The 23,643-nt window shown below is 45.9% G+C and carries 24 protein-coding genes and 1 other annotated feature; of the genes, 20 read left to right on the top strand and 4 right to left on the bottom strand.

The annotated features are described in order from the left end of the window. Positions 1–92 precede the first annotated feature (92 nt). Positions 93–932 (top strand): YitT family protein, encoded by an 840-nt coding sequence (locus NST34_RS04945; RefSeq protein ID WP_231573468.1) that lies wholly within the window; start codon positions 93–95, stop codon positions 930–932. 237 nt (positions 933–1,169) lie between these two features. On the opposite strand, the gene ligD is transcribed toward NST34_RS04945, so the two are convergent. After that, positions 1,170–2,054, bottom strand: coding sequence for a non-homologous end-joining DNA ligase (gene ligD / locus NST34_RS04950; protein WP_149646489.1), 885 nt, complete (start codon positions 2,052–2,054; stop codon positions 1,170–1,172). A gap of 146 nt (positions 2,055–2,200) precedes the next feature. On the opposite strand from ligD, the gene NST34_RS04955 reads away from it, so the two are divergent. The 4 genes from NST34_RS04955 to NST34_RS04970 all read left to right on the top strand — a co-directional run bounded on the left by NST34_RS04955 (position 2,201) and on the right by NST34_RS04970 (position 6,177). Next, positions 2,201–2,779: an RNA polymerase sigma factor gene (locus tag NST34_RS04955; protein ID WP_341127289.1), complete on the top strand. Its 579-nt coding sequence runs from the start codon at positions 2,201–2,203 to the stop codon at positions 2,777–2,779. Further along, positions 2,776–3,927, top strand: a complete 1,152-nt coding sequence (locus NST34_RS04960; protein WP_341127290.1) for a hypothetical protein — start codon at positions 2,776–2,778, stop codon at positions 3,925–3,927. The genes NST34_RS04955 and NST34_RS04960 overlap by 4 nt, the downstream gene beginning before the upstream one ends. 599 nt (positions 3,928–4,526) lie before the next feature. Then, on the top strand, positions 4,527–5,342 hold the full coding sequence (locus NST34_RS04965; protein ID WP_341127291.1) for a hypothetical protein: 816 nt from the start codon (positions 4,527–4,529) through the stop codon (positions 5,340–5,342). A 25-nt stretch (positions 5,343–5,367) separates the two neighbouring features. Beyond that, positions 5,368–6,177 carry a hypothetical protein gene (locus NST34_RS04970; protein ID WP_341127292.1) on the top strand — a complete coding sequence of 270 codons (810 nt, stop codon included), beginning with the start codon at positions 5,368–5,370 and terminating at the stop codon, positions 6,175–6,177. A gap of 47 nt (positions 6,178–6,224) precedes the next feature. Here the strand turns inward: NST34_RS04970 and NST34_RS04975 are convergent, their stop codons facing one another. Both NST34_RS04975 and ku read right to left on the bottom strand, forming a co-directional pair. Next, positions 6,225–7,172 carry an ATP-dependent DNA ligase gene (locus tag NST34_RS04975; protein WP_341127293.1) on the bottom strand — a complete coding sequence of 316 codons (948 nt, stop codon included), beginning with the start codon at positions 7,170–7,172 and terminating at the stop codon, positions 6,225–6,227. Between the two features lie 12 nt (positions 7,173–7,184). Next, the gene (ku, locus tag NST34_RS04980; protein ID WP_339800844.1) at positions 7,185–8,153 is read right to left on the bottom strand and encodes a non-homologous end joining protein Ku; all 969 of its coding nucleotides are present in this window, start codon (positions 8,151–8,153) and stop codon (positions 7,185–7,187) included. Positions 8,154–8,292: 139 nt separating this feature from the next. Here ku and NST34_RS04985 point away from each other — a divergent pair, with 139 nt between their 5' ends. The 7 genes from NST34_RS04985 (at position 8,293) to NST34_RS05015 (ending at position 14,227) form a co-directional block, all read left to right on the top strand. Beyond that, positions 8,293–8,463, top strand: a complete 171-nt coding sequence (locus NST34_RS04985; RefSeq protein WP_341127294.1) for a hypothetical protein — start codon at positions 8,293–8,295, stop codon at positions 8,461–8,463. A 31-nt stretch (positions 8,464–8,494) separates the two neighbouring features. Next, the gene (locus tag NST34_RS04990; RefSeq protein WP_042193364.1) at positions 8,495–8,680 is read left to right on the top strand and encodes an H-type small acid-soluble spore protein; all 186 of its coding nucleotides are present in this window, start codon (positions 8,495–8,497) and stop codon (positions 8,678–8,680) included. A 211-nt stretch (positions 8,681–8,891) separates the two neighbouring features. Then, complete coding sequence (tsaE, locus tag NST34_RS04995; RefSeq protein ID WP_042185258.1) at positions 8,892–9,374, top strand: tRNA (adenosine(37)-N6)-threonylcarbamoyltransferase complex ATPase subunit type 1 TsaE; 483 nt, start codon at positions 8,892–8,894, stop codon at positions 9,372–9,374. A gap of 5 nt (positions 9,375–9,379) precedes the next feature. Then, positions 9,380–10,216 carry a tRNA (adenosine(37)-N6)-threonylcarbamoyltransferase complex dimerization subunit type 1 TsaB gene (gene tsaB / locus NST34_RS05000; protein ID WP_341127295.1) on the top strand — a complete coding sequence of 279 codons (837 nt, stop codon included), beginning with the start codon at positions 9,380–9,382 and terminating at the stop codon, positions 10,214–10,216. After that, positions 10,213–10,737, top strand: coding sequence for a ribosomal protein S18-alanine N-acetyltransferase (rimI, locus tag NST34_RS05005; RefSeq protein ID WP_042185263.1), 525 nt, complete (start codon positions 10,213–10,215; stop codon positions 10,735–10,737). Before tsaB ends, rimI begins: the two co-directional genes overlap by 4 nt. Further along, positions 10,734–11,783 (top strand): tRNA (adenosine(37)-N6)-threonylcarbamoyltransferase complex transferase subunit TsaD, encoded by a 1,050-nt coding sequence (tsaD, locus tag NST34_RS05010; protein WP_076283928.1) that lies wholly within the window; start codon positions 10,734–10,736, stop codon positions 11,781–11,783. Before rimI ends, tsaD begins: the two co-directional genes overlap by 4 nt. A gap of 387 nt (positions 11,784–12,170) precedes the next feature. After that, positions 12,171–12,452: a binding site (T-box leader), on the top strand. Between the two features lie 239 nt (positions 12,453–12,691). Next, on the top strand, positions 12,692–14,227 hold the full coding sequence (locus NST34_RS05015; RefSeq protein WP_341127296.1) for a 2-isopropylmalate synthase: 1,536 nt from the start codon (positions 12,692–12,694) through the stop codon (positions 14,225–14,227). A gap of 406 nt (positions 14,228–14,633) precedes the next feature. On the opposite strand, the gene NST34_RS05020 is transcribed toward NST34_RS05015, so the two are convergent. After that, on the bottom strand, positions 14,634–16,574 hold the full coding sequence (locus NST34_RS05020) for an ABC-F family ATP-binding cassette domain-containing protein (RefSeq protein ID WP_076283929.1): 1,941 nt from the start codon (positions 16,572–16,574) through the stop codon (positions 14,634–14,636). A gap of 244 nt (positions 16,575–16,818) precedes the next feature. Between NST34_RS05020 and NST34_RS05025 the strand changes: the two genes are divergently transcribed. From NST34_RS05025 to NST34_RS05060, 8 genes are all read left to right on the top strand, one after another. After that, complete coding sequence (locus tag NST34_RS05025) at positions 16,819–17,454, top strand: 5-formyltetrahydrofolate cyclo-ligase (protein ID WP_341127297.1); 636 nt, start codon at positions 16,819–16,821, stop codon at positions 17,452–17,454. 3 nt (positions 17,455–17,457) lie between these two features. After that, positions 17,458–17,931 carry a cyclic pyranopterin monophosphate synthase MoaC gene (moaC, locus tag NST34_RS05030; RefSeq protein ID WP_042185273.1) on the top strand — a complete coding sequence of 158 codons (474 nt, stop codon included), beginning with the start codon at positions 17,458–17,460 and terminating at the stop codon, positions 17,929–17,931. 79 nt (positions 17,932–18,010) lie between these two features. After that, positions 18,011–18,496, top strand: coding sequence for a MogA/MoaB family molybdenum cofactor biosynthesis protein (locus tag NST34_RS05035; protein ID WP_020429419.1), 486 nt, complete (start codon positions 18,011–18,013; stop codon positions 18,494–18,496). Positions 18,497–18,633: 137 nt separating this feature from the next. Beyond that, complete coding sequence (locus tag NST34_RS05040) at positions 18,634–18,876, top strand: twin-arginine translocase TatA/TatE family subunit (RefSeq protein WP_042185275.1); 243 nt, start codon at positions 18,634–18,636, stop codon at positions 18,874–18,876. Between the two features lie 150 nt (positions 18,877–19,026). After that, positions 19,027–19,794, top strand: a complete 768-nt coding sequence (gene tatC, locus NST34_RS05045; protein ID WP_042193366.1) for a twin-arginine translocase subunit TatC — start codon at positions 19,027–19,029, stop codon at positions 19,792–19,794. Between the two features lie 438 nt (positions 19,795–20,232). Then, on the top strand, positions 20,233–20,514 hold the full coding sequence (gene groES / locus NST34_RS05050) for a co-chaperone GroES (protein ID WP_036676506.1): 282 nt from the start codon (positions 20,233–20,235) through the stop codon (positions 20,512–20,514). A 78-nt stretch (positions 20,515–20,592) separates the two neighbouring features. After that, positions 20,593–22,221, top strand: a complete 1,629-nt coding sequence (groL, locus tag NST34_RS05055) for a chaperonin GroEL (RefSeq protein ID WP_042185277.1) — start codon at positions 20,593–20,595, stop codon at positions 22,219–22,221. Between the two features lie 277 nt (positions 22,222–22,498). Continuing rightward, complete coding sequence (locus tag NST34_RS05060; protein ID WP_076283931.1) at positions 22,499–23,629, top strand: ROK family protein; 1,131 nt, start codon at positions 22,499–22,501, stop codon at positions 23,627–23,629. Positions 23,630–23,643: the final 14 nt, after the last annotated feature.

Consider the following 23,643-nt stretch of genomic DNA (forward strand, 5'->3'; position numbering starts at 1 on the left):
TGTTAAATTGTAGGGGGAGTTCTATGAATGTGAGTCCACAAATGATTGCCAAAGAGGAAAAGAACAAGCTGCAGAAGACCGGAACACATAAAATGGCTAAGTTCGCGCAGCGAATGATCATGTTATCCATTGGGGCAGCAATGATGGCTGTTGCACTTGAGATATTCCTCGTACCGAATCAAATGATTGATGGTGGGATTACCGGTATCTCCATTATTTTATCACATCTATTCGACATTCCTCTGGGGATTTTATTGACGCTGTTAAACCTTCCGTTCTTGTTAATCGGTTATAAGCAAATCGGTAAGACCTTTGCCTTATCTACCTTATATGCAATTGTGCTTATGTCTATTGGTACTTCAATGTTGCATCATGTGAATGCTTTTACGGTTGAGCCAATGCTTGCTGCCGTTTTTGGGGGGATCATTCTTGGTGTAGGTGTAGGGCTAGTTGTACGTTTTGGCGGATCTCTAGATGGTACAGAAATTGTTGCGATTCTAGTAGCCAAGAAGCTTCCCTTCTCTGTAGGTGAAGTTGTTATGTTCTTCAACCTGTTCATCTTATCCGGAGCTGGATTTGTGTTCGGTTGGAATAATGCGATGTTCTCACTAATTGCTTATTACATTGCATTCAAGGTAATTGACATTACACTTGAGGGTCTGGATCAGTCGAAATCGGTATGGATTATTAGTGATAAATTCCGTGATATCGGTGAAGCCTTGACGGAACGTCTTGGACGTGGTGTTACTTATTTAGATGGAGAAGGCGGATTTTCCGGGGAGAATAAGAAAGTGATCTTCGTGGTTATCACCCGTTTGGAAGAAGCTAAGCTTAAATCCATTGTTGAGGATTGGGATACTGGTGCATTCATCGCAATAGGTAACATTCATGATGTTAAAGGTGGCCGTTTCAAGAAGAAAGCAATTCATTAGCTTACCATCCTAAAAGGACGCCGCAGGCGTTTTAGCTTGGCACTTTAGTACTATTAACTGAAAGAAGGTATTTTTACGAATAATGGAGCAATAAATACGGTGAACAAGACTCGATATGCCGTATTCTTATACAATATACCTTCTGTCCTTGAGTGGGACGCCTGATAAGCCCGTAGCATGAAATGATGCTGCGGGCTTATTGCTGTTTTGGGGCTCATTATTCGTGGCATTCCATCCCTATGGAAGCTTAGCAATGAGTTGTTTGACGGGCTGCGGTGGCACTTTTTCCAAAAGATCTCCCATCTGTTGCAGGCGTTCCTCAATATTGAGCAGATGAAAATCAGTAGGAGATACGTTTTGCTGAACCTCTTTCCAGAGCAATGGTGTGGATACTGTAGCAAGCGGCCTGGCACGTGGTGTGTAAGGTGCAGCTAATGTTTTGCCACTGTAATGCTGGAGGTAGTCAAAATAGATTTTATCTCCCCGATTCTTCTTCAGACGCTCCAAGGTGAATAAATCGGGGTGCTTTTCAGTAACATAACGACCCACAAAGTGTCCGATTTTTCGCAATCCATCAAAAGTAACGCCAGTCTCGATAGGCACGATGATCTGTACCCCGGTAGCCCCGGAGGTTTTGGGCACAGAGGATAAACCAAGGGAGGTTAGGACCGTCCCTACGATTGCAGTTGCTTCCATGATACGGGGCTCGACCTCACGTGACGGGTCTAGATCAATCATCCATTCACAAGGCAGCTCGCTACCTACATAATGCAAAGAAGGATGAAACTCCAAAGCAGCCAGATTACCCAGCCAGATCAGCTCAGGTAAACCTTGCAGCTTGATATAGTTAATATTCTCGTGAACAGCGGTCTGGACAAAGGCTGGAAGAGGATCAGGTGCATTTTTCTGATAAAAGGACATTCCAGAGATACCGTGCGGATAACGTATTACGGTTAGCAGCCGATCTCGACAATAACGCAGCAGGTAGGGAGAGAGGGCGGCGAGCTTTTCCAGATAGATCCGCTTCGTAATCCCGCAATCCGGCCATAGCAGCTTCTCTGGGTTGGTGATGGTTATCTCTTGGCCGTCTACAGTAATTGTGCCTTTGATGGCTGCTGGCATCCTGAACCTCCTCTCTGTTATAGGAATGAGGGTATTATGTGCCAGTCTGTTCCTTTTCATGAAAAAAATATTTCCAAAGTGTCCCTTTTGGATGATCATAAGAGTTATAAGGTTATACGGTTATGTGAAAGGGGAGTTTGCTGATTTTGGACGGGATCGAACACACCGTCGTTCGGGTACAGGCAGGCGAGGTAGAGTCCTATGCCCTTATCGTCGAAGCTTTTCAAAAGCCGATTTACCGCTATTGCTGCCGGCTGCTTGGGAGCCGTACGGAAGCGGAGGATGCGGTACAGGATATTCTAGTGAAGGCATATCAGCATATAGGCACATATCGCCCTATCGCGAGCTTTTCTTCCTGGCTATATAAAATTGCCTATCATCATTGCCTCAGTCTGATCAGCAAACGCCAAAGACATTTGAAGATTATGGCGCTTTTTCAACCGGATCCGCCTGCAGAAAGCCCGGAACAGTTGATGGACCGTTACATATTTAACGAGCATCTGACTTTTGCCCTCGCGAAGCTAAAGACAGAGGAGCGAAACTTGTTAGTGCTGCGAATTTTTGAGGAACAGAGCTTCCCGGAAATTGCGGAGATCCTCGATAAGAATACTGATGCTGTGAAGAAGAAATACAGGCGTACGATTACGAAGCTTGGCAAAATGATGAATGCTCAGAAAGGGGGGACGGAATGGTGGGGCAACGAAGCTGTGTTGAAGAGAAAATGATAAAGAAAATGGACGCATTGGGGAACTGCGACGAACTAGATGTAAAAGCAGTAGTTATGAAGCGGGTAAGGGCGATTCATGAACAACAGAAAACGATGGACGGAGAAATGGCGAATCTCAGAGACGAGCTGGAGTCATTCTCAGAGCCGAGAGATCCTGTTATGCAGAAGCAAGAGAAGACAATCCCGCATCCATCTAAATTTAGAAAGAGACTTCTCTCAGGAGTCTCCGCAGCTATATTGCTGGGGATGATCGGGTTTGGTGCCCTTCAGCTGTCTGGCCTTGGAAGTTTAACGGAACGTGATAGCCAGTCTGCAATTGATTTCACCAAGCCTTCGGATGGAGCTATTACACTAGTGAACAGCGGAGGGAAGGCTGTTGTGAAGACGGTGCACTATAATACCCCTGTTCCTTCGACCTCTCCTGCGATAGAGAAGTATCTGAGTTTATTAGCGACTTATAAAGAGCAGGCGCTTGCTCACTTGAATGCTGGAGAAATGGCTGCTTATTATGTGAATGATGCTGAGTTTACAAAGTTAGCCAAAGGTTTAGGCTATGGAAATCAATTGCAGTTCGCTTTCAGTTCTCCGGTGTATTCTAAATATCAAGAATTCGTAAAAGAATTAAAAGGGACTGGCGATTTCTGGCCCGAGCTGCCTTCCATACTTGCTAATGGTTATGAATTTGAGCAAGCCACTTTTAAGGCCGCTTCTCCTTACATGTCGATAAGCACAGAATATAAAGAAATGCTTGAACAATTTCAAAAAAAAGCAAAGGTCGATAAAACAGGCCAAAAGCTGTTTATGGAGAAGATCGCTGTGAATGCCATAGAGAGTGCTGAGGTTACCTACCATAAGGGGGATCAAAGAATTACACTATCCTTAATGCAGAGCGCTTTTAGGGGTTATCCAACGCAAGTGTCTATCTTGGAAGGTCAGACTGCCGAAAAATGGTCTGTGACAGGCACGGGGAAAGAGGCAGTATTTATCGCTGCGAGTACAGAGAAGGGGGAGCAGACTTGGTCTTCCCAGAATCGTTTGTATTGGTATGATGAATCCAGCCAGACGATTCGTAGTCTAAATGATGGATTGAATAACAGTTTAACCCGTGAACAATGGCAAGTGATTGCCAATAGTTTTATTCGCTAGCTACTGCGAATCTATCCGCACAATATGAGAAGCTGTCTCAAAAGTAGTGAAATCTACTTGGGAGGCCGCTTTTTTTATGGAATAGGAAAAGTAATGGATTTTACTGTGCCATGTGACGATATGCCACGCGTAGTGTTCTATGCTTCTGGTTGGGGCGGTGGGCGATGTGCTATGTGTGATTTACATGCTTTAAACTAATTAGGGAAAAACTCCCTAAAAATAACCGATATTCGCTCTAAATGAACGAAATCAGGGAATTCCTCCCTAATAATCATATGAATTTCTTTATTCATTGCCGAATAGGCCAAATTTCAGGGAAGTTTTCCCTAATTATAAGTCCGATGAACAGAAATCGCTGAATTTTAGGGAGAAATTCCCCAATTACTCTATAGGTGCTTCACATATTGCATCACTTGGCGCGTCACTTGTAATGTTAAGAACAAAAAAAGAGGCTGTCCCAAAAGCCATGATGGTTGCTTGGGGCGGCCTCTTTTTTTGTAAGAAAATGTCCCTTTTTCTCATGCTGGAGTGTTATAGAAGTGTAGTTGAAAACAGGGTGAGCTTACATTCACCCTTTTAGAAGGAGAGGATGTTAGAAATTGAAGCTCAATAATGAACTCAAAAAAACACTGATCGCACTCTCAGCAGCAACCTTGTTAGGAACAGGAGTAGTTGTGAGTGGGGTTGCGCCTGGCTTGTCTCTTACAATTGCGGCGGCATCAGGAGCGCAGGCTCCGGCACAAACCGATCAGAAGCTCCAGAAGGAACTGCAGGCCCTGGTAGCGGGATTGAAGGAAGGTGCGTACTTGGCCTACTACGTACGTGACAAAGTCTCTAACCCTCAGGATACGATCAGCTTCTCTGGCAAAGGATTTGTTTTTAAAGACTACAAATCCTTTGCTGCTAAATTCAAAGCGTTGAAGGGTCCAGCTACACCACAGCCTGGAAATCTTCCTAAGGGCTTTGCTCTGGCGACAGCCATCATTTATCCACCGTCTGTAGCAAACGATTCAGAGCTGTATTTGCAATTAGAGCAGGAACTAAAGGCAGCAGCGGCGGCAGGTGATCCCAACAAACAGTTGTTTAGCAAGATCATCAGCTGGAGCCAGACGAACTTGTCTATGCAGCTGTATGCCAAAGGAAAAGCCAATTTTAGCATTGTAACTGGAGTGCCGCCCGCCAAACTTCCCGAAGGAGCGGTGCCTTTTGTACGAGCTTCGGAAACTAAGAAAGAACTGACGGTCAACGGTAGGAAAGTAATTCTTACAACCGATTCGGCTAAAGAAGCAAGTTTCAACACTAAGCTAGTGTGGCTGGATAAATCAGGCGCGATACAATATACCCTTTTAGACAATCGGGTCAGTAAACTGACGACAAATGAAATGTTGGCTGTAGCTAAAAGCATGATCAAATAACCAAGGGTTAAGGGAGGATATTATAATGATGATTAAAAAAAGTGCGGCCATCACGGCTTTGAGCCTGATAGTGTTAATGAGTGCGGTAAATGGAACAGCAGGCGCAGTGCCTGCGGGGAGCAATAATAAAAGCAAAGGTACCGTTCCGGTTGAGCAGAAATCACCACCGGTATCGCCAACGATTAAGGATTTGATTGCCAAAGAATATGCTGTTTCCCTACAAGCGGGAGAAATTAAGGCTCTCTATGTTAATGACAAAAAATCTAATCCAGAGGAAGATTTGAGTGTAAGCTATATGCCATACAGATTCAGCTCTATAAACGAAGCAGCACAGAAGCTATCTTCATTAACTGGGAATTCACTCCTGATACCCGCTGCTCTACCAGACGAATATAAGCTGCAGGATGTCGTTTTAAATCCAGTGCTTCCGAAGTTTTTCAGTACAGAGTATAAAACCCTCAGAGATCAGGTAAAAGCTAAAGCACAAGCTGCTGGTAAAAAGGTGATCTCACAAAGCTTAAAGTGGAGCGATACAGAAACTTCTATCACTTATCTGCGAAATGGGGAGAGATTGAATCTAAAATCAGCTCCAGCATATACGCTTCCGGAAGGGGTTACTTTAGCGCAGCTGCCTGGTGACCAGGATGAAAATTTGACCATCAACGGGGTTGAAGCAGTTTACACGGTGTTTGGTCCTCACCATGGAGATCTAAAAGTCCAGCTTGTATGGTCCAGTGCGGATGGAAGTATTGATTATACGCTTACGAATACGAAAAATACTGCGCAGACAAAAGCAGAGCTGGAGACCATTGTAACGAGTCTTACAGCGCAATAAGAAACGTCCTCTCGATAAATTCGGGAGGACGTTTTTTTGGAAAGAGTTTATCCTTTTTGCTCCATAGTACATGATTCGGGAGGAAGATCTACCCTAGCTTGAGTAACCGGCTGACGAAGAGTGCCTGAGGTATTCCATTCCAAAAAATGAACTTTGAAGACAAGCTTCGGTTTTATCCAAAAAGCACCCTTCCCTCGCTGGGGATCAGCTGTAAAGGGCATTTGATCTATTTTTAAATGCTGTACCTCTGCAGTTAAGTCGCGTTTATCCTGTACAGTCAATTTTCCTGGCCCGGCATGTCCGATATAATGCAAATTTCCTTTATCATCATACAGCCCAAGAAGTAGCGCATTGACGATGCCGTCTCGGAACGTTACACCCCCGGCTACTGCCGTAAGATCAGAAATGATTTTGCGTTTCTGCCAGCGTTTATCTTTTCCACCGGGAGCATAAGTGCTGTTGATATCCTTACAGACGATTCCCTCTAAGCTCTGACTCTGAGCAGCGGCGAATAATTCTGTGGGATCGGTATAACTGGGTACGGCCTGTACGTGGGGATGCGGCAGCAGAATATCGTTTAGCAGCTGCTGCCGTGAGAATAAAGGCTGATCCATCGTCGATTGGCCATTATAAAACAGAATATCAAAAATCATATAAATGACAGGAACCTGATACCTAACGACGGAAATGGTGGAGCCATTCTTTAAGCTATCCCTCCGCATAACTTCGTGAAATGAGGGCTTGCCGTCCCCCAGTGCAATGATCTCACCATCAAGAATAACGGAGTCAGCTTTACAGTAAGCAGATACATCAGTAAGTTCTGGATATTGCGCTGTACGGTAATTACCACGTCTGTTAATAAGCTGAGTAGTGCTTCCGTCGTAATAGGACAACATGCGAACGCCATCCCATTTAATCTGTGCGATCCACTGGTTGCCTGCTGGAAGCTGCCCAGCCAGTATGGGTTCAAAAGGAATAATAGGCTGAAGCTTCATCACCAGAGCCTCCTAAGATACGGTTGTTTTACTTTTTGGGCTGCGGCGTTTCGGTTTTGGTGCGATGACTGGAATCGGCCCGGAAGCCTCGTTTTGCTGATCGGCAGGCTCAGCTGCTGCTTTAGACTTGGCTGTTTTTCTTTTGGCAGCCGGAGCCGCTTTAGTTTTTGTTTTCTTAGTATCTGTTAATGAAGGACCCGGATCTGTAGGGATATGCTGTACAGCCTGAATACTGGCCTGCAATGCTGCCATTAGATCAATTACATTGCTTTCCTGTTTGGCAGGAGCGATATGAAATTCCTCGCCTGCGATTTTATGTGAGATTAGATCAAGCATACGCTGGCGATAATCATCGGTATATTTTGCCGGATCAAAAGGCGTGGATAGCTGTGAAATGAGCAGCTTGGCCATATCCAGCTCTTTATCATTCACCGTCCCTGCTTCGGGCAGGCCAGGCACTTGCGAGACCGGTCGCACTTCATCAGGATAAAAAATAGTCTCGATGGCGAGGCAATCCTCCAGCACACGAATAGCAGCAAGACTGCTTTTGGAACGAATCGATATTTTTGCGATGCCAATTTTACCAGTTTGACGCATGGCCTCCATAAGAAGCCGATATGCATTTGTCCCAGCCTGATCCGGAGATAAGTAATAGGTTTTTTGAAAATAAATTGGATCGATCTCCGTCAGATCAACAAAGTCGAGTATGGTAATGCTTTTGCTGCTTTCGTCGGTCAATTGATCCAGTTCCTCTTTGTCGAATAGAACAAACTTCCCTTTTTCATATTCATAACCCTTGCCGATTTCTTCCCAAGCCACCTCTTTGTCACACACCGGACATTTACGTACATACGACAGTGGGCTGCCGCATTCCTTATGGATATAACGCAGAGAAATGTCCTTGTCTTCCGTAGCGGAGAACATTTTAACCGGAACATGCACTAGCCCGAAGCTGATGGCCCCTTTCCAAACGGTATGCATGAGAAACGCCTCCTGATCTAAGTTATTTGCTTTGGGTTAGTATGAGGCAGGAAAGGCTTTTCTAGCCGGGTGCATTTTTTGTGAAGCATGGGAAAATATAAAATCAGGCTAATAAAGCTGAGGAGGAGAATACTAAGTCATGGAACCGCGTAGAAATGAGTGGATCGATGCGCTGAGCGAGCAGGATATTCCAGCGACAGTTGTGGATTGGGACAGCATTATAGCTCCACCGGAAGCAAGTCGGGTCTCGGACTCGGAGAAGCTTGATGCGGAATCAACCCTCGAAGAAACTTCGCCATTAGAATCGTGAGATTTAGGTAAAATAAAGGAGGAGAACAGTGGTGGACGTCAAACGAGCACAGGATATTTATGCTTCTAAAGAGACGGTAAGTGTACATTTGGATGGAGAACCTGTATGGATTGAGCATGTGGATGCACAGAACGGAATGGCTACGGTTCAAGTGGGCTCTCGACCAACGAATACGCATACGGTAGGCGTTGAACGGTTAGAAGAGCAAGATCATTAACAAGGTTTGTTCAAAAAGCTGAGATAAGCTAAATTACACTTTTATAAAAGAGACTCTTTATGCTTATTTTTGCGTAGAGGTCTCTTTTTCTATTGTTGGCATACTGGCATGGGAGATTGAATTGGGACAGTTGTTGCGATGGATGGAGCATACCGATATAATTAATAGTAATGGTTTTTGGCAGGTATATTTTAAAAGGTGGTAGTTGTAGTTGGACAATACAGACGAAACGGTGTTCACTTACCGTTCTTACAGCCTCCAGGATACGGAGTTGCTTGCAGCTGCTCTAGCTACTGCTTCAACGCCAGGGATGATTATCGGCTTGGACGGCGATCTGGGCGCAGGAAAAACAGCATTCTCGCAAGGGTACGCTCGGCATCTCGGCGTAAAGGGGATCGTAAACAGTCCTACTTTTACAATTATTAAAGAGTACGAGGGCCGTCTGCCCCTATATCATATGGATGTATATCGGATTTCGCTTCAGGAAGCGGACGAGCTTGGACTTGATGAGTATTTCTACGGGCAAGGGGTCTGCTTGGTGGAATGGAGCAGTATTATTACGGATTTAATGCCGCCGCGGCATATGCATATATACATGGAAACAGTGGGGCCAGATGAAAGAATGATTACGGTGACCGGAATCGGGGAGCCGTATGGTGAGCTTTGCCGGCAGCTGATCCAGAAGTGGGGTTAAGGAATATGACGAATCAGAATACAGAGCCGCGCAAGCGGCTTTTAGCGCTGGATACATCAACTGCAGTATTAGGCGTGGCAGTTACAGAGAATGGGGAACTACTGCATGAAATAAATGCTTCCGGAGAACGGAATCATTCGGTGCATTTACTCCCGATCATTGAGCAGGCGCTGCAAGCAACAGGAACTACTGCTGCAATGCTGGGCGGGATTTCTGTTGGTGTGGGTCCTGGATCGTATACGGGGACGCGTATCGCAGTTACCGCTGCCAAAACGCTGGCATGGGCATGGGATGTCCCAGTTGTCGGTATTTCGAGTCTACATGCAGTAGCATGGGGCGGATATCAAACAGCCCTCAAGAATAACGTGATGACCAAAGCGTCGGAACAAACTCCCGAGAATAGCAGCTACGGGCCTGATTGGATCATTCCACTAATGGATGCGCGCCGAGGACAGGTGTATACAGGATTATTCGCAGCTGAGGGAAATAATGCTCCTAGCCGTCTTGAGCCTGATGCCATCCGCCTGATGGCAGATTGGGTGGAGTACTTAGCTGAACGTTTAGGACAGGCTTCAGTCGAAGGCAATAAGCCCGCTGTTCTTTGGTTTGTTGGGGAGACTGCAGTTCATGGCAGTGAGGAATCGCTTCGTCCATTGAAGGATCTTGGTGTTTCTATTGCAGTTCCTTATGAAATGGAAGGCCGCTGGACAGGATTTCTTGGAGAAGCGCGGCTTCAGGTAGAGAAAGATGATATCCATAGCTTGATCCCTAACTATACTCAGATCTCAGAAGCGGAGGCCAATCTGCGGTTAAGCAGAGAAGGGGGCTTAAAGAAACCATGACGGAAGCGGAATCAATGATAGCTCAAGAGGCTGAACTTGTTTTTCGTTTGATGAAGCTTACGGATATTCCTGACATTCTTATCATTGAACGGGAAGCCTTCACGATGCCTTGGACAGAGGAAGCTTTTCGCAACGAGCTGACGCATAATCATTTTGCAAAATATATGGTTATGGAGCTGGCAGGTCATATTATCGGTTATGCCGGTATGTGGGCCATCGTGGATGAGGCGCATGTGACGAATATAGCCCTGCTCGAAGCCTATCGTGGACGTAAATGGGGCGAGCGTTTGCTCGAAGAGCTGATGAAGACGGCATCTTATGTGGGGATGAAGTCTATTACACTTGAGGTACGGGTATCGAACGAGGTAGCACAGAATTTATATCGTAAAAAAGGCTTTCGATCTGCTGGCACACGCAAAGGATATTATTCCGATAATCGCGAAGATGCGCTCATTATGTGGGCGGATCTGCCAGAGTATGAGGAGCATGGAAATATGGAAGGAAGCGTGGACTTGAAATGAAGACAGAAACGGGCGCAGCTCAGCCTGTACTAATACTTGCTATTGAGACGAGTTGTGATGAAACGTCGGTCGCTGTAGTCAAAGATGGCTCTGAAGTGTTATCCAACATCATCTCGAGTCAGATTGAGACACATCGCGCCTTCGGCGGCGTAGTACCAGAAGTAGCTTCCCGTAAGCATGTGGAAGTAATTACACTGGTGATAGAAGAAGCACTCGCTACAGCAGGGGTTGAACCAGATCAGTTGTCGGCGGTGGCGGTTACACAAGGCCCAGGTTTGGTGGGGGCTTTACTTGTAGGGGTAGTAGCTGCCAAGAGCCTTGCACTCGCATGGGGTAAGCCGCTAATTGGTACACATCATATTGCAGGACATATTTATGCTAACCGTTTAGTGGCAGAGTTACAGTATCCATGCATGACACTAGTGGTGTCCGGCGGACATACTGAACTGGTTCATATGGAGCGGGAGGGTGAGTTTCGAATTATCGGGCGCACCCGTGATGATGCCGTAGGCGAAGCATATGATAAAGTGGCACGAGCACTAGGGTTCCCTTATCCCGGCGGACCTCATGTGGATCGTCTGGCCCGCGAGGCGACTGAGGTTGTACCGTTACCAAGAGTATGGCTGGAGCCGGGTTCTTATGATTTCAGCTTCAGTGGCTTAAAGTCGGCTGTGCTGAACGTTGTGAATCAGAGCAAGATGAAGGGTCTCACGCCAGATGTCGCAGGCATTGCCCGCGGGTTCCAAGAATCTGTGGTTGAGGTGCTGGTGGAAAAAGCGGTACGCGCTGTTAAAGCTACTAGCTCCAAGCAGTTATTGCTGTGTGGAGGTGTTGCTGCTAATGCTGGCCTGCGCACGGCTTTGATCTCACGCTGTGAAGCGGAGGGCATTGAGCTTATTATTCCACCTCCGGTATACTGCACGGATAATGCAGCTATGATTGGAGCTGCTGCATACGTGAAGTGGCAGCATGATGGCGGTACTCCGCTGGATATGGTAGCAGACCCTGGATTCTCATTGGAACAATGGTCTGTATCCGCCTATTGACATCATTTGGAGCTAACGAGTATAATCAGTTCAATTATACAAGGAAACGCGATGAGCGGAAGTAGTAAGGATACTCTGGGATAAGAGAGCTGCGGGTAGGTGCGACGCAGTCGAAGGGGACCTGAACTCGTCTGGGAGCGGAACGGTGGAAGCATTACCGGCAATTGTCCCGGAACGTTCGTACACCGTCTACGGGTAACCTCCGTGAAAGGGTGGTCGAGTATCTAACATACTGGACCGTAAAGTGGATGTTCAATTGGAATCGGTAGTAACTTAACCGGTACAGAGCATCAACAAGAGTGGTACCGCGAAGGTTAACAGCCTGTCGTCTCTTGAATGAGATGGCAGGCTTTTTTGTATGGATTTTGAGTAGTTAGAATGTATATAATACACGCTAAGAACGGGAGTAGTAGGGAATGACGGTGAACAGAGAGCTGCGGGGTGGTGCGACGCAGTCACCGAAAGTCTTGAATCTCGCCCGGGAGCGGAGCGGCGGAAATAAGATTACGCTGCCTACGGCTGTCCCCGTTATCGGACCTTTCCAGATATCCTGACATCCTCAGGATGGACAGGGAAGAGGAGCTGGACGCAGCTTAACGGCTTGATTATATGAATAGCCTATGCGTCAAAAAGAGTGGTACCGCGGAGGGGTAACCCGCCGTCTCTTTATTAGAGACGGCGGGTTTTTGCGTTCTTATTGAAGCGACTCGGGTTATGGACTCAGGCGCAATATAAGACGCCAAGAGTGAACCTTCTGCACATTCCAAATTGTGCAGAGGATTCATTCGTATCAGCTGCCGGCAGCAGTGGGTGGGGAATTTAGCAGGACCACAAGTCGACGTGTGGATCTGCGCTGAAGCATAGGTTAGGGTAAGGAATCCAATAAGAGGAAAACAGGAGGAATTCAGATGATTATTCCAGTAAAGAAACGTATACAAATTTTCGATACGACTCTGCGAGATGGTGAACAGGCTCCGGGTGCAAGTCTAACCCCAGAGCAAAAAATACTGCTGGCCTATAAACTTGCGGATCTGGGTGTTGATGTGATGGAGCCTGGATTTCCGATATCGAGCCCTGGTGATTTTGCAGCAGTACAGACGATTTCTCGTAAGGTGCGAAATGTGGAAATTTGCGGTTTTGCACGGGCGGTTAAAGGGGATATTGACGCGGCAGTCCGGGCAACCCAAGATGCTGAACGCCGGCGGATTCACCTGTTCATCTCCTCTTCTGATATTCATTTGCAACATCAATTGCGTATGAGCAGAGCTGAAGTCGTAGCCAAAGCCCGCGAGATGACGGCTTATGCGCGTCGATTCTCTGATGTCGTTGAATTCACGGCGATGGATGCTGCGCGAACAGGAATCGATGATCTGATTGAAATGATTGAAGCTGTTATTGAGGAAGGCGCTTCTATTATCAATCTGCCCGATACGGTCGGTTACGCATTGCCACATGAATATGGGGAAATGTTCCGACGTGTGCGGCTAGGAGCAAGAGGTGGAGAAACGGTAAGCTACAGTGCCCACTGTCACAATGATTTGGGGCTGGCTGTAGCCAACAGTCTGGCAGCAATTGATGGAGGTGCGACGCAGATCGAAGTCACTGTGAACGGAGTCGGCGAGCGTACCGGGAACTGCGCACTGGAAGAGCTTGTGATGGCGCTCGAAACCCGCGGAGATGCGATTGGAGCAGAAACAGGCATTGTGCTTGATAAGCTGTATGATACTTCGCGGCTGATCAGCGGAGCGATGCATTTTCCAATCGCCTATAACAAACCAGTCGTCGGAAGAAATGCCTTCCAGCATGAGTCAGGGATTCATCAGGATGGTTTGCTGAAGGATCGAAGCACCTATGAGATTATGGACCCAGAGCGGCTGGGTATCCCGCGTAGCATGATCATTCTGGGCAAGCATTCTGGCAGACATGCGCTAAAGGACCGGGCGGCGAAGTATGGTATTACGCTGGAGCCTGCGGAGCTGGATGCACTTTATGAATCGTTTAAAGAGACCGCTGACCGCCAAAAGGTAGTGAGTGATGACCAGTTGCTGCAAATGGTGAGCAGTACAACTGGACAGCAAGCTCAGGTCTATGAACTGGGTGAGGTTCAGGTATTGGCAGGCAGTGCCCAGCGCCGGGTGGCCGCGGTTACGGTTCGCCATTTGAAGTCTGGACAGGAAACTTCTCATACTAGTACTGGAGATGGTCCGCTTGAAGCTATTATCGCTGCTATTGGGCAAGGCATCTCAGAGGATATCGATTTTGCGGGACTTGAGCTGCATTCACTTGGAAGTGGAGAGAACGCCCAGGCGGAGGCGGCTGTGATGGTAGAGTGGGAAGGTCTTAAATTTAGAGGCACAGCTACGCATCAAGATATTATCATGGCAGCAGGGATTGCCTATATTGCAGCCTGTAACGCTGCCTTGCTCTCTACACAAATCGTTTAATATACATCGACCCGCTGTCTGATTTAGAGATAGCGGGTTCTTTTTTAGCTTATGATGACAGGTTTTAGGTGGGGTTATGTCTTTTGTCAAGTTGTGGACAACGTTATCCACATATTCTCTACGAATTGTGTAAAAAGTGCGTAAAATCAGCAATGTCAGCTCTTTTTAAAATGGCCTTATAACCATTTTTGTTAGCAATGAAACCTTGTGAGAATTGTGGATAATGTGGATAATTCGGTGGATAATAATTCCTGTAATTCGAAAATACCGATTTAACGCATAAAAAAAGCCCCTAAGGGGCTTTTTTAGTAGGGAGTTATACACGAAACCTGTGCATAGAGCTGTGGATAACTCTTTATGAACAAAATAAGAAATATGAAAAAATATTTATGAAGCGGATTTTACATTATTCGTCAGCAAGGATTTCCCATTCGTTAAATAAATCGGTAAGCTGAGTTTTTTTGTTCTTCAGATCCTCTTCATGACCTTGAAGTGCTAAATAATCCTGATAAACTTCAGGTTTAGTCATTTCATTCTCTATAAAAGCGATCGACTCTTCTAGTGAGGCAATGCCTTCCTCTAGCTCAGCAATACGCCGCTTCCGGTTACGCTCTTCACGCTTGGCTTGCTTGTCCGCTTCGAAGGAGGAAACAGCGTTTTTTTCAGGAACTGCAGCATCCTTGTTGACGTTTTTGGCGGCTAATTCGGCGGCATCTTTCGCAATCTCTTCTAATTCTCGTTTTTTCTCGATATAGTCATCGTAGTTGCCAAGGTATTGATCGATCCCCTCGGGATGAAGCTCAAGCACCCGTTCAGCCATTTTATTGAGGAAATAACGGTCATGAGAAATGAAGAGCAATGTGCCTTCGAAATCAATTAAAGCTGATTCTAAAACCTCACGACTGACTAAATCCAAATGGTTGGTTGGCTCATCTAGGATGAGCATATTTGCGCCGCGCAACATGAGCTTTGATAATGCAACGCGTGCTTTTTCGCCGCCGCTCAGCGCGGATATCTTCTTAAGAACATCTTCACCGCTGAAGAGGAAGTTGCCAAGGATCGTACGGATTCTGGCTTCCTCAATCATTGGATATTCACTCCATAGCTCTTCCATTACTGTGTTCTTTGGATTGAGGCGGGTCTGTTCCTGATCATAATAAGCGACCTTTACCTTAGTCCCCCAATTCACAGTTCCAGTTGAAGGCTCGCGGGTTCCGGTCATACACTGCAGCAGTGTAGATTTGCCAATACCATTGGGACCGATGAGTGCAGCAGTTTCTCCCCGGCGTAGTTCGAAAGAAGCGTCCTTGAACAAAGGTGGACCATCATTAAAGGCAACCGCAACATTACGGACTTGCAGCACTTCTTTACCAGACATGAAGTCCGGCTCGAAGGAGAAGCTGGCTTTCTTCAGATCGCCCATCGGTCGATCAATACGGTCCATCTTTTCAAGCGCTTTGCGTCTGCTCTGCGCACGTTTCGTGGTAGATGCTCGCACAATATTTTTCTGAACGAAATCTTCCATTCTTGAGATTTCATCTTGCTGTTTCTCATACTGCTTCATTCGTGCTTCATATTCGGCAGCCTTCAAATCTACATATCGGCTGTAATTGCCTGTATAACGCCGAGATTGATGACGCTCGATCTCTACAATAGTAGTTACAAGCCGATCAAGGAAATAACGGTCATGAGATACGACCAGAATTCCGCCAGCATAACTGCGAAGATAATCCTCAAGCCATGTTAATGTTTCGATATCCAGATGGTTCGTCGGCTCATCCAGCATTAGAAGATCGGGAGCCTGAAGCAAAATGCGGGCTAATGCGAGTCTAGTCTTCTGGCCACCGCTAAGTGTGGAGATAGGTGTATCCGGTGGGAACTCGCCGAAGCCCATGCCGTGGAGGACACTGCGGATTCGTGTATTCATTTCATAACCGCCGTGGTCCTTGAACCAATCTGATCGGCGGGCATATCTTTCGAGCAGTTCTTCGTACCGTTTTGGGTCCTCTGCCAGCTTAGGATCGGCAATGCTTACTTCCATCTCTCTTAGCTCAGCCTCGGCTTCGATCAAAGGTGCGAAAACTGCCATCATTTCTTCATGAATGGTTTTGTCAGATTGAAGTCCGCTATTTTGGGCTAAATACCCGATAGTAGTTTCTTTTGATTTATGAATTTGACCGCTGTCATAGGACATTTCACCAGCCAGAATTTGCAGAAAAGTTGATTTGCCGGCACCATTAACACCCACGAGTCCGACACGTTCCTTTTCATTTACCTGAAGGCTTATGCCGTCTAGTACGTTCTGTATACCATATGATTTTGTAATTCCTGTCGCTTGAAGAAGCATAACGATGAAACCTCCACCCTTGCATATTTCGCCTTGGCATTTATACCTCAGCCGTATGAACAACTTATTCTATAGTTTACATGAAAAGCGTTTCCCAAGCGAGAGCTCGATATATCGGAAGCAGAGAATAACGACCTGGCCCAGAAACACAGTCCTATCCACCTTGGCGAACCGGGGAGAAGAGTGGTAAACTGGATTTACAAACAAGGATAAGCTTGGGATAAATATAGGGGGTTGCCGGGCGATGTCAAGCAAGGAGTCGGTGATCTCCAAAGCAAAGCAACAACTAAGAACTGAGAAGACCATCGCCCGAAACGAGCTCTCCTCGGACCAGAGAAGGGAATTGTCTTTTCTGGTCTGCAAGCATGCATCAGAGTGGCTGAAGACGAAAGACATAGCCTCACTGATGGCCTATGTATCTTTCCGTTCTGAACTCGATACCAACGCGCTTCTTACACAGGCGTGGAAGGACCTGCGTAGGGTACTGCTGCCGCGTGTCATTCCGGCAAGTGGTGCAATGAGTGTCCATATGGTAAACGCTTGGAGTGAGCTTGAGCCGGGGGCGTATGGTATCCATGAACCTATTGTATCCGGCAAAGATTCACAAGAGATTGAAGTTGTTACACTACCGGATGTTGTGTTTGTTCCGGGGCTGGCTTTTGATCTTCAGGGAGGCAGGCTTGGTTACGGCCGAGGATACTATGATCGATTGCGTGCGTCATGGGAGACGGAAGAGTATGCTGCTGCGAAGCCCCCTGTCTGGATCGGGCTAGCCTTTGGTATGCAACTGGTTCCGAAAGTGCCCATGGATGAGCATGATGCCTTTATGGACATGCTGATTACTGAAAATGGCATAGTGCACTGCCGAAAAGGAGAGTGAGCCGTGGAATTGACCCATTTTAACGAGCAGGGAAGAGCTCGTATGGTGGATGTGAGCGAAAAGGAGATTACGAAGCGGACAGCTGTCGCGCGGAGTAAGATCAAGATGGCAACTGAGACGCTTAGTGCCATCAAGGAAGGCAAGATCAGTAAAGGAGACGTACTTGCCGTTGCGCAGATCGCTGGAATTATGGCGGCCAAGAAGACGTCTGACTGGATTCCAATGTGCCATCCGCTCCCACTTACCGGTATTGACATCCGCTTCTCCGATAACAGCGAAGATGAACTTTATATAGAAGCAACAGTCCATACTACCGGAAAGACCGGAGTTGAAATGGAGGCATTGACCGCTGTTTCTGCCTCAGCACTAACGGTGTACGACATGTGCAAGGCTCTTCAGAAGGACATGATTATCGGACCAACGCTCTTAGTATCTAAAAGTGGGGGCAAGAATGGAGATTACGCGCTTGAACCATGATCAGAGCTGACGTTCGATGCGCTGAAGCAAGTGGGCTGCACTGTACAGCCAATTATACATAGAGAGGGAGGACAAACCTATGGCGTGGAAAACAGCAATCCTAACGGCCAGCGATAAAGGGGCCAGGGGCGAACGGGAAGACACGAGCGCCCAGGTTATTCGGGAGCTGGTGGAAGAGGAACTTGGAGGCGAGATCGTTGAATATCGGATCGTGCCCGATGAACAAGATGAGATTATCGCAGCTTTGATAGAACTCACAGATTATTTTCAAGCAGATCTGGTATTGACTACCGGAGGTACGGATTTAGCGATACGTGATGTGACTCCAGAGGCAACCCGGCGTGTAATCGAACGGGAAGTGCCTGGACTTTCTGAGGCGATGCGAAGTACGGTGATGCAAAAAAACCGTGCGGTGATGCTGTTCCGCGGGATATGCGGCATTCGTGGACGCACGTTGATTGTCAACTTACCGGGCACACCGAAGGGTGTTCATGAGAATTTAGCAGCCATTATGGATCAACTACCTGAAGCGTTACTCATGGTAACTGGCCAATACCGCCAATAACATTGTCATATTCTTGTCACGTCACAAGGATAAACTATTTATAGAAGATAGTGGATGTAACTGTGACATAAGTTATGGTATTATTAGATTATCGTAATCGATACCATGATCGGATAGACGGACAAGGAGGAATAATAATGTTTAGTGGAATTGGTACTCCGGGTATTATCTTGTTGGTTATACTGGCACTGCTCCTCTTTGGACCGAATAAACTGCCAGAGTTAGGCCGCGCAGTTGGACGAACCTTCCGTGAATTTAAAGAAGGCGCACGTGAAATCATTGGTGATGGTGATCCGGTGAAGAAGAGCGAAGCTCCTGTGCCGACGGCCCCGCAGACGGTCGCTGCAGATATTCCTCAGGACAAACGCCTGCCGGAATAATAAAAGATTTAACAATGGGGCAATCTCTCAAGTCTAATAGACTTAGGAGATGTCCCTTTTTCAATTTGGTTGCTGCTTTCTGCAGAAACGGGCACAGCTATACATAAAGTCGGTGTGGCGTTTCTATTCTTGTCATGGGATGGTGTCAGGATGTCTCTCGAATCGGAAGAAATGTCGGTGGTGGATCATCTCACCGAGCTGCGTAAACGGATTATTTATGTGCTGATTGTATTTGTTTTGGGATTGGTAGGGGGGCTGTTCTGTGCCAAGCCAATCTACGATTATTTAATTAGTACAGATCTAGCGCAAGGGTTTGTTCTGCATGCGTTCTCATTCTGGGATGGTATCGGAATGTATATGAAGATCGCAATGGCGGTTTCATTAGTCATTTCAGTTCCTTTTATTGCTTATCAGTTGTGGGCGTTTATTAGTCCGGGCTTACGACCGGAAGAGCGTAGTGCAACACTACGTTATGTACCCTATGTTTTTGTTCTTTTTCTAATCGGACTTTCTTTTGCTTATTATGTTGTATTTCCAATGGCGCTTTCGTTCACAATCTCTATCACCCGGAGTATGGGACTGGAAGAGACCTACGGAATTGCGCAATATTTCAACTTCATGTTCAGTCTGGTGCTACCTTTAGCGCTGTTGTTTGAGCTACCGCTGTTGGTGATGTTTCTGACCAAACTGAGGGTTCTTAACCCGATACGCTTGCGTAAAATGCGTCGATACGCTTATTTCACGCTTGTCTTTATTGCTGTAGTCATCACTCCTCCGGACTTCATCTCAGACTTTCTGGTGACGATTCCACTGCTTGTGTTGTATGAGTTCAGCGTATTCCTGTCCGCCTTCGTCTATCGCAAACAGCTTGCTGCGGATGCGGCAAGGGAAGCTCAGTACACCAAGAGTGAGGAATGATGATAAGAGGGCTGTCACTAAGTAGATTTTTCTACGAAAGAGACAGTTCTTTTGTTTTAAACCCCCGTTTTTTGAAATGTTCGGGCGTAGGTGGTACAGTTGAGACTACTGAAATCATACGCATATTTTCACACCCTGTGGATAGAATGTATAGAGTGTGTGCCTAGGACAACCAGTGAAACGTTATTTTTTACGAAAACAAATGCGAATTTGTGTAAAAGGACTTGAAATCCGGGCTCAAGTTGAGTATCATAAAAATTGTTGTTAGCACTACAAGCTGTCGAGTGCTAATGCTTATGGAAAATATGAGATGGACCAGATATTCATAGCGTCCAATTGATATTTTTCATAAACACCAGAGATTTTGAAGTAAGACAGGTAAGTTCTAAACTATGTTTTGAAGCAAAATAACATAATTTTAAAGGAGGCTATTTTTTCATGATCAAACCTTTAGGTGAACGCGTATTGGTGCTACCGAGCGAGCAGGAGGAAACCACTTCATTCGGGATTGTGCTTCCGGACTCCTCGAAAGAAAAGCCACAAGAAGGAACTATTATTGCAGTAGGTAGCGGAGCTTTGAAAGATGGAGTACGTGTAGCACTCGAAGTAAAAGAAGGCGACCGTGTTCTTTTCTCTAAATATGCAGGAACAGAAATCAAATACGAAGGTAAAGAATATTTGATTATGAAAGAAAGCGACATTCACGCGATTCTTGACTAAGCGAGAGTCGATTATAAGCTAAATCTAAACTACTTAAAGTAACGTGATATACAAAAAATTCTAGGAGGTAATTACACAATGGCTAAAGAAATTAAATTTAGTGAAGAAGCACGCCGCTCTATGTTGCGCGGTGTAGATGCTTTGGCAAATGCGGTAAAAGTTACACTTGGACCAAAAGGTCGCAACGTGGTACTTGAGAAGAAATTTGGTAGCCCGCTTATCACTAACGATGGTGTAACTATCGCTAAAGAAATCGAACTTGAAGATGCATTCGAGAACATGGGTGCTCAACTGGTTAAAGAAGTTGCTACTAAGACTAACGATGTAGCCGGTGACGGTACTACAACTGCAACGGTTCTGGCACAAGCTATGATCCGTGAAGGTCTGAAGAACGTAACTGCAGGCGCTAACCCAATGGTTATTCGCAAAGGGATCGACAAAGCAGTTCGTGCAGCAGTTGAAGAATTGCAAAAAATCGCTAAGCCAATCGAAGATTCCCAAGCTATCGCTCAAGTAGCTGCTATCTCTGCTGCTGACGAAGAAGTGGGCCAATTGATTGCTGAAGCTATGGAAAAAGTAGGTAAAGACGGTGTTATCACTGTTGAAGAATCCCGTGGATTTGCTACTGAACTTGAAGTCGTAGAAGGTATGCAGTTCGACCGCGGTTACATTTCCCCGTACATGATTACTGATACGGACAAAATGGAAGCTGTTCTGGAGAACCCATACATCTTGATCACTGATAAAAAAATCAGCAGCACTCAAGAAATCCTTCCATTGCTTGAAAAAATCGTTCAACAAGCTAGACCGCTTGTTATTATCGCTGAAGATATCGAAGGCGAAGCACAAGCAATGTTGATCGTGAACAAACTGCGTGGAACATTCAACGCTGTTGCTGTTAAAGCTCCTGGCTTTGGCGACCGCCGCGAAGCTATGCTGCAAGATATCGCTGCCCTGACTGGTGGTCAAGTGATCACTGAGAAGCTCGGTCTTGATCTGAAGAGCACTTCCATTGAACAACTGGGTAACGCACGTCAAGTACGCGTAACTAAAGAAAACACAACAATCGTAGACGGAAGCGGCGACAAAGCGGACATCAATGCTCGCGTAAGCCAAATTCGTGCTCAACTGGAAGAAACAACTTCCGAGTTCGACAAAGAAAAATTGCAAGAGCGTTTGGCTAAATTGGCTGGCGGCGTAGCCGTTGTCAAAGTTGGCGCTGCAACTGAAACTGAATTGAAAGAGCGTAAACTTCGCATCGAAGACGCCCTGAACGCAACTCGCGCTGCGGTTGAAGAAGGTATCGTTTCTGGTGGTGGTACAGCTCTTGTGAACGTATATAATGCTGTTGCTGCTGTAGATGTAACTGGCGACGAGAAAACAGGTGTTAACATCGTGCTTCGCGCGCTCGAAGAACCAGTTCGTACCATTGCAGCTAACGCTGGTCAAGAAGGATCCGTTATCGTGGATCGCTTGAAAAAAGAAGCTATCGGCATCGGCTACAACGCTGCTACTGGCGAGTGGGTGAACATGTTCGAAGCAGGTATCGTTGACCCTGCTAAAGTAACTCGTTCCGCGCTTCAAAATGCTGCATCCGTAGCTGCTATGTTCTTGACTACTGAAGCAGTAATTGCTGACAAGCCAGAACCAGAAAAACCAGGTATGCCTGATATGGGCGGCATGGGTGGTATGGGCGGCATGATGTAATAAGGCTGATTAAGCCTTGAAATAGGATTGATTAGAAGCCTTTCGTGAGTTCATTGAACTCATGAGAGGCTTCTTTTTGTGGTGTATCCAAATGCACGCACTAGCTGGTGATATTAAGATAGAGAACAGATAAATTTAAGGAAGTTAAATAAATACACTTGAACGTTCACTACAGTGAATATATAATAAATTCAAGAGGTCAGTGCTGACCTGATTTTTTTGATTAATTATTTAACTTCATTTATTAATTATATTAATAATATAACGAGGAGGACATATGAAATCATTTTTGCCCAATGATATTAAAGATGAGAATAGAAAAATAGTCTTCGATATTTTGCTTCAATATCCTGAACTGGCGAAAGTCGAGATCACAGAAAAAACGGCAATGAGCTTTGTTACTGTAAGCAAGATAGTTACCTTTTTTGAACAGATTGGTTTATTGACCGTCACTGGTGAAAGTCGAGAAGGATCTGGCGGCTTGGGAAGAAAGCGTACGGTTTACAGATTTAATGAAAACAGCTATACGACAATCGGGATACAGATTATTGGCAACACGATTACAGCGGTACTTATTAATCTGCACGGCAAGGTCATAGATTCGTATTCGATTGAAACAGATATTCCGTTCTATAGCCAGCAGTTCACTTCGATATTTATAGAGATTATGGAACATTTGAAGAGTAAAGCGAAGGAAACGGATAGTGTTGTCTTGGGGATTGGTATTGGCGTTGATGGTGCGATCAATACAAGAAAGAAAACGATCCGGATGAGAACGCATCACAATAAAGAAAACGACTTTAAGTATGAAACGATTATTGAAACTCTCAAGAGCGAAGTGAACTTGCCCATTCTTCTGGAGAATGATGTGAACGCAGCGACTGTGGCGGAATTTCGGAATCTTGAAAACTCAGATCAAGCACTGACGAGTCTCGTTCATGTTGCTGCAGGTGATGGGGTCGGAGGCGGCTTGATTATTAACAAAGAGCTTCACCGCGGCGTTAATGCAAGTGCGGGTGAGCTGGAGTATATGTGCTTTGATTCAGAATATAAACGGACTCCATCTTCAGTCGGTTGGCTGGAAAGCAAATTAGCTATTAAGTATTTGTTAAGCACATATGATTTGAATTCAACGAATGACGTAGAAGCTTGCATTGATTATGTTTCGAAGAATCTGGCATTAACGATTACCAATATGATCAGCATCTTGGATATCGACCAGGTCATTATTAGCGGTAAAACGGTAGCGCTGTTTCCGGAACGTATATTGGACCGCACGAAAAGCTATGTCGAGCAATATACGGAGTGGACTCCTCAAATTTCGGTGAGTAAGTTACATCAATCAACAGCAATCGGAGCAGCTATACTTATTCTCCAGCAAGAGATGATAAATGTCATTTCGGAGTAAACAAGAAGGAAGTG

Origin of the sequence: Paenibacillus sp. FSL H7-0714, assembly GCF_038003765.1 — a bacterium.
Taxonomy (GTDB): domain Bacteria; phylum Bacillota; class Bacilli; order Paenibacillales; family Paenibacillaceae; genus Paenibacillus_AQ.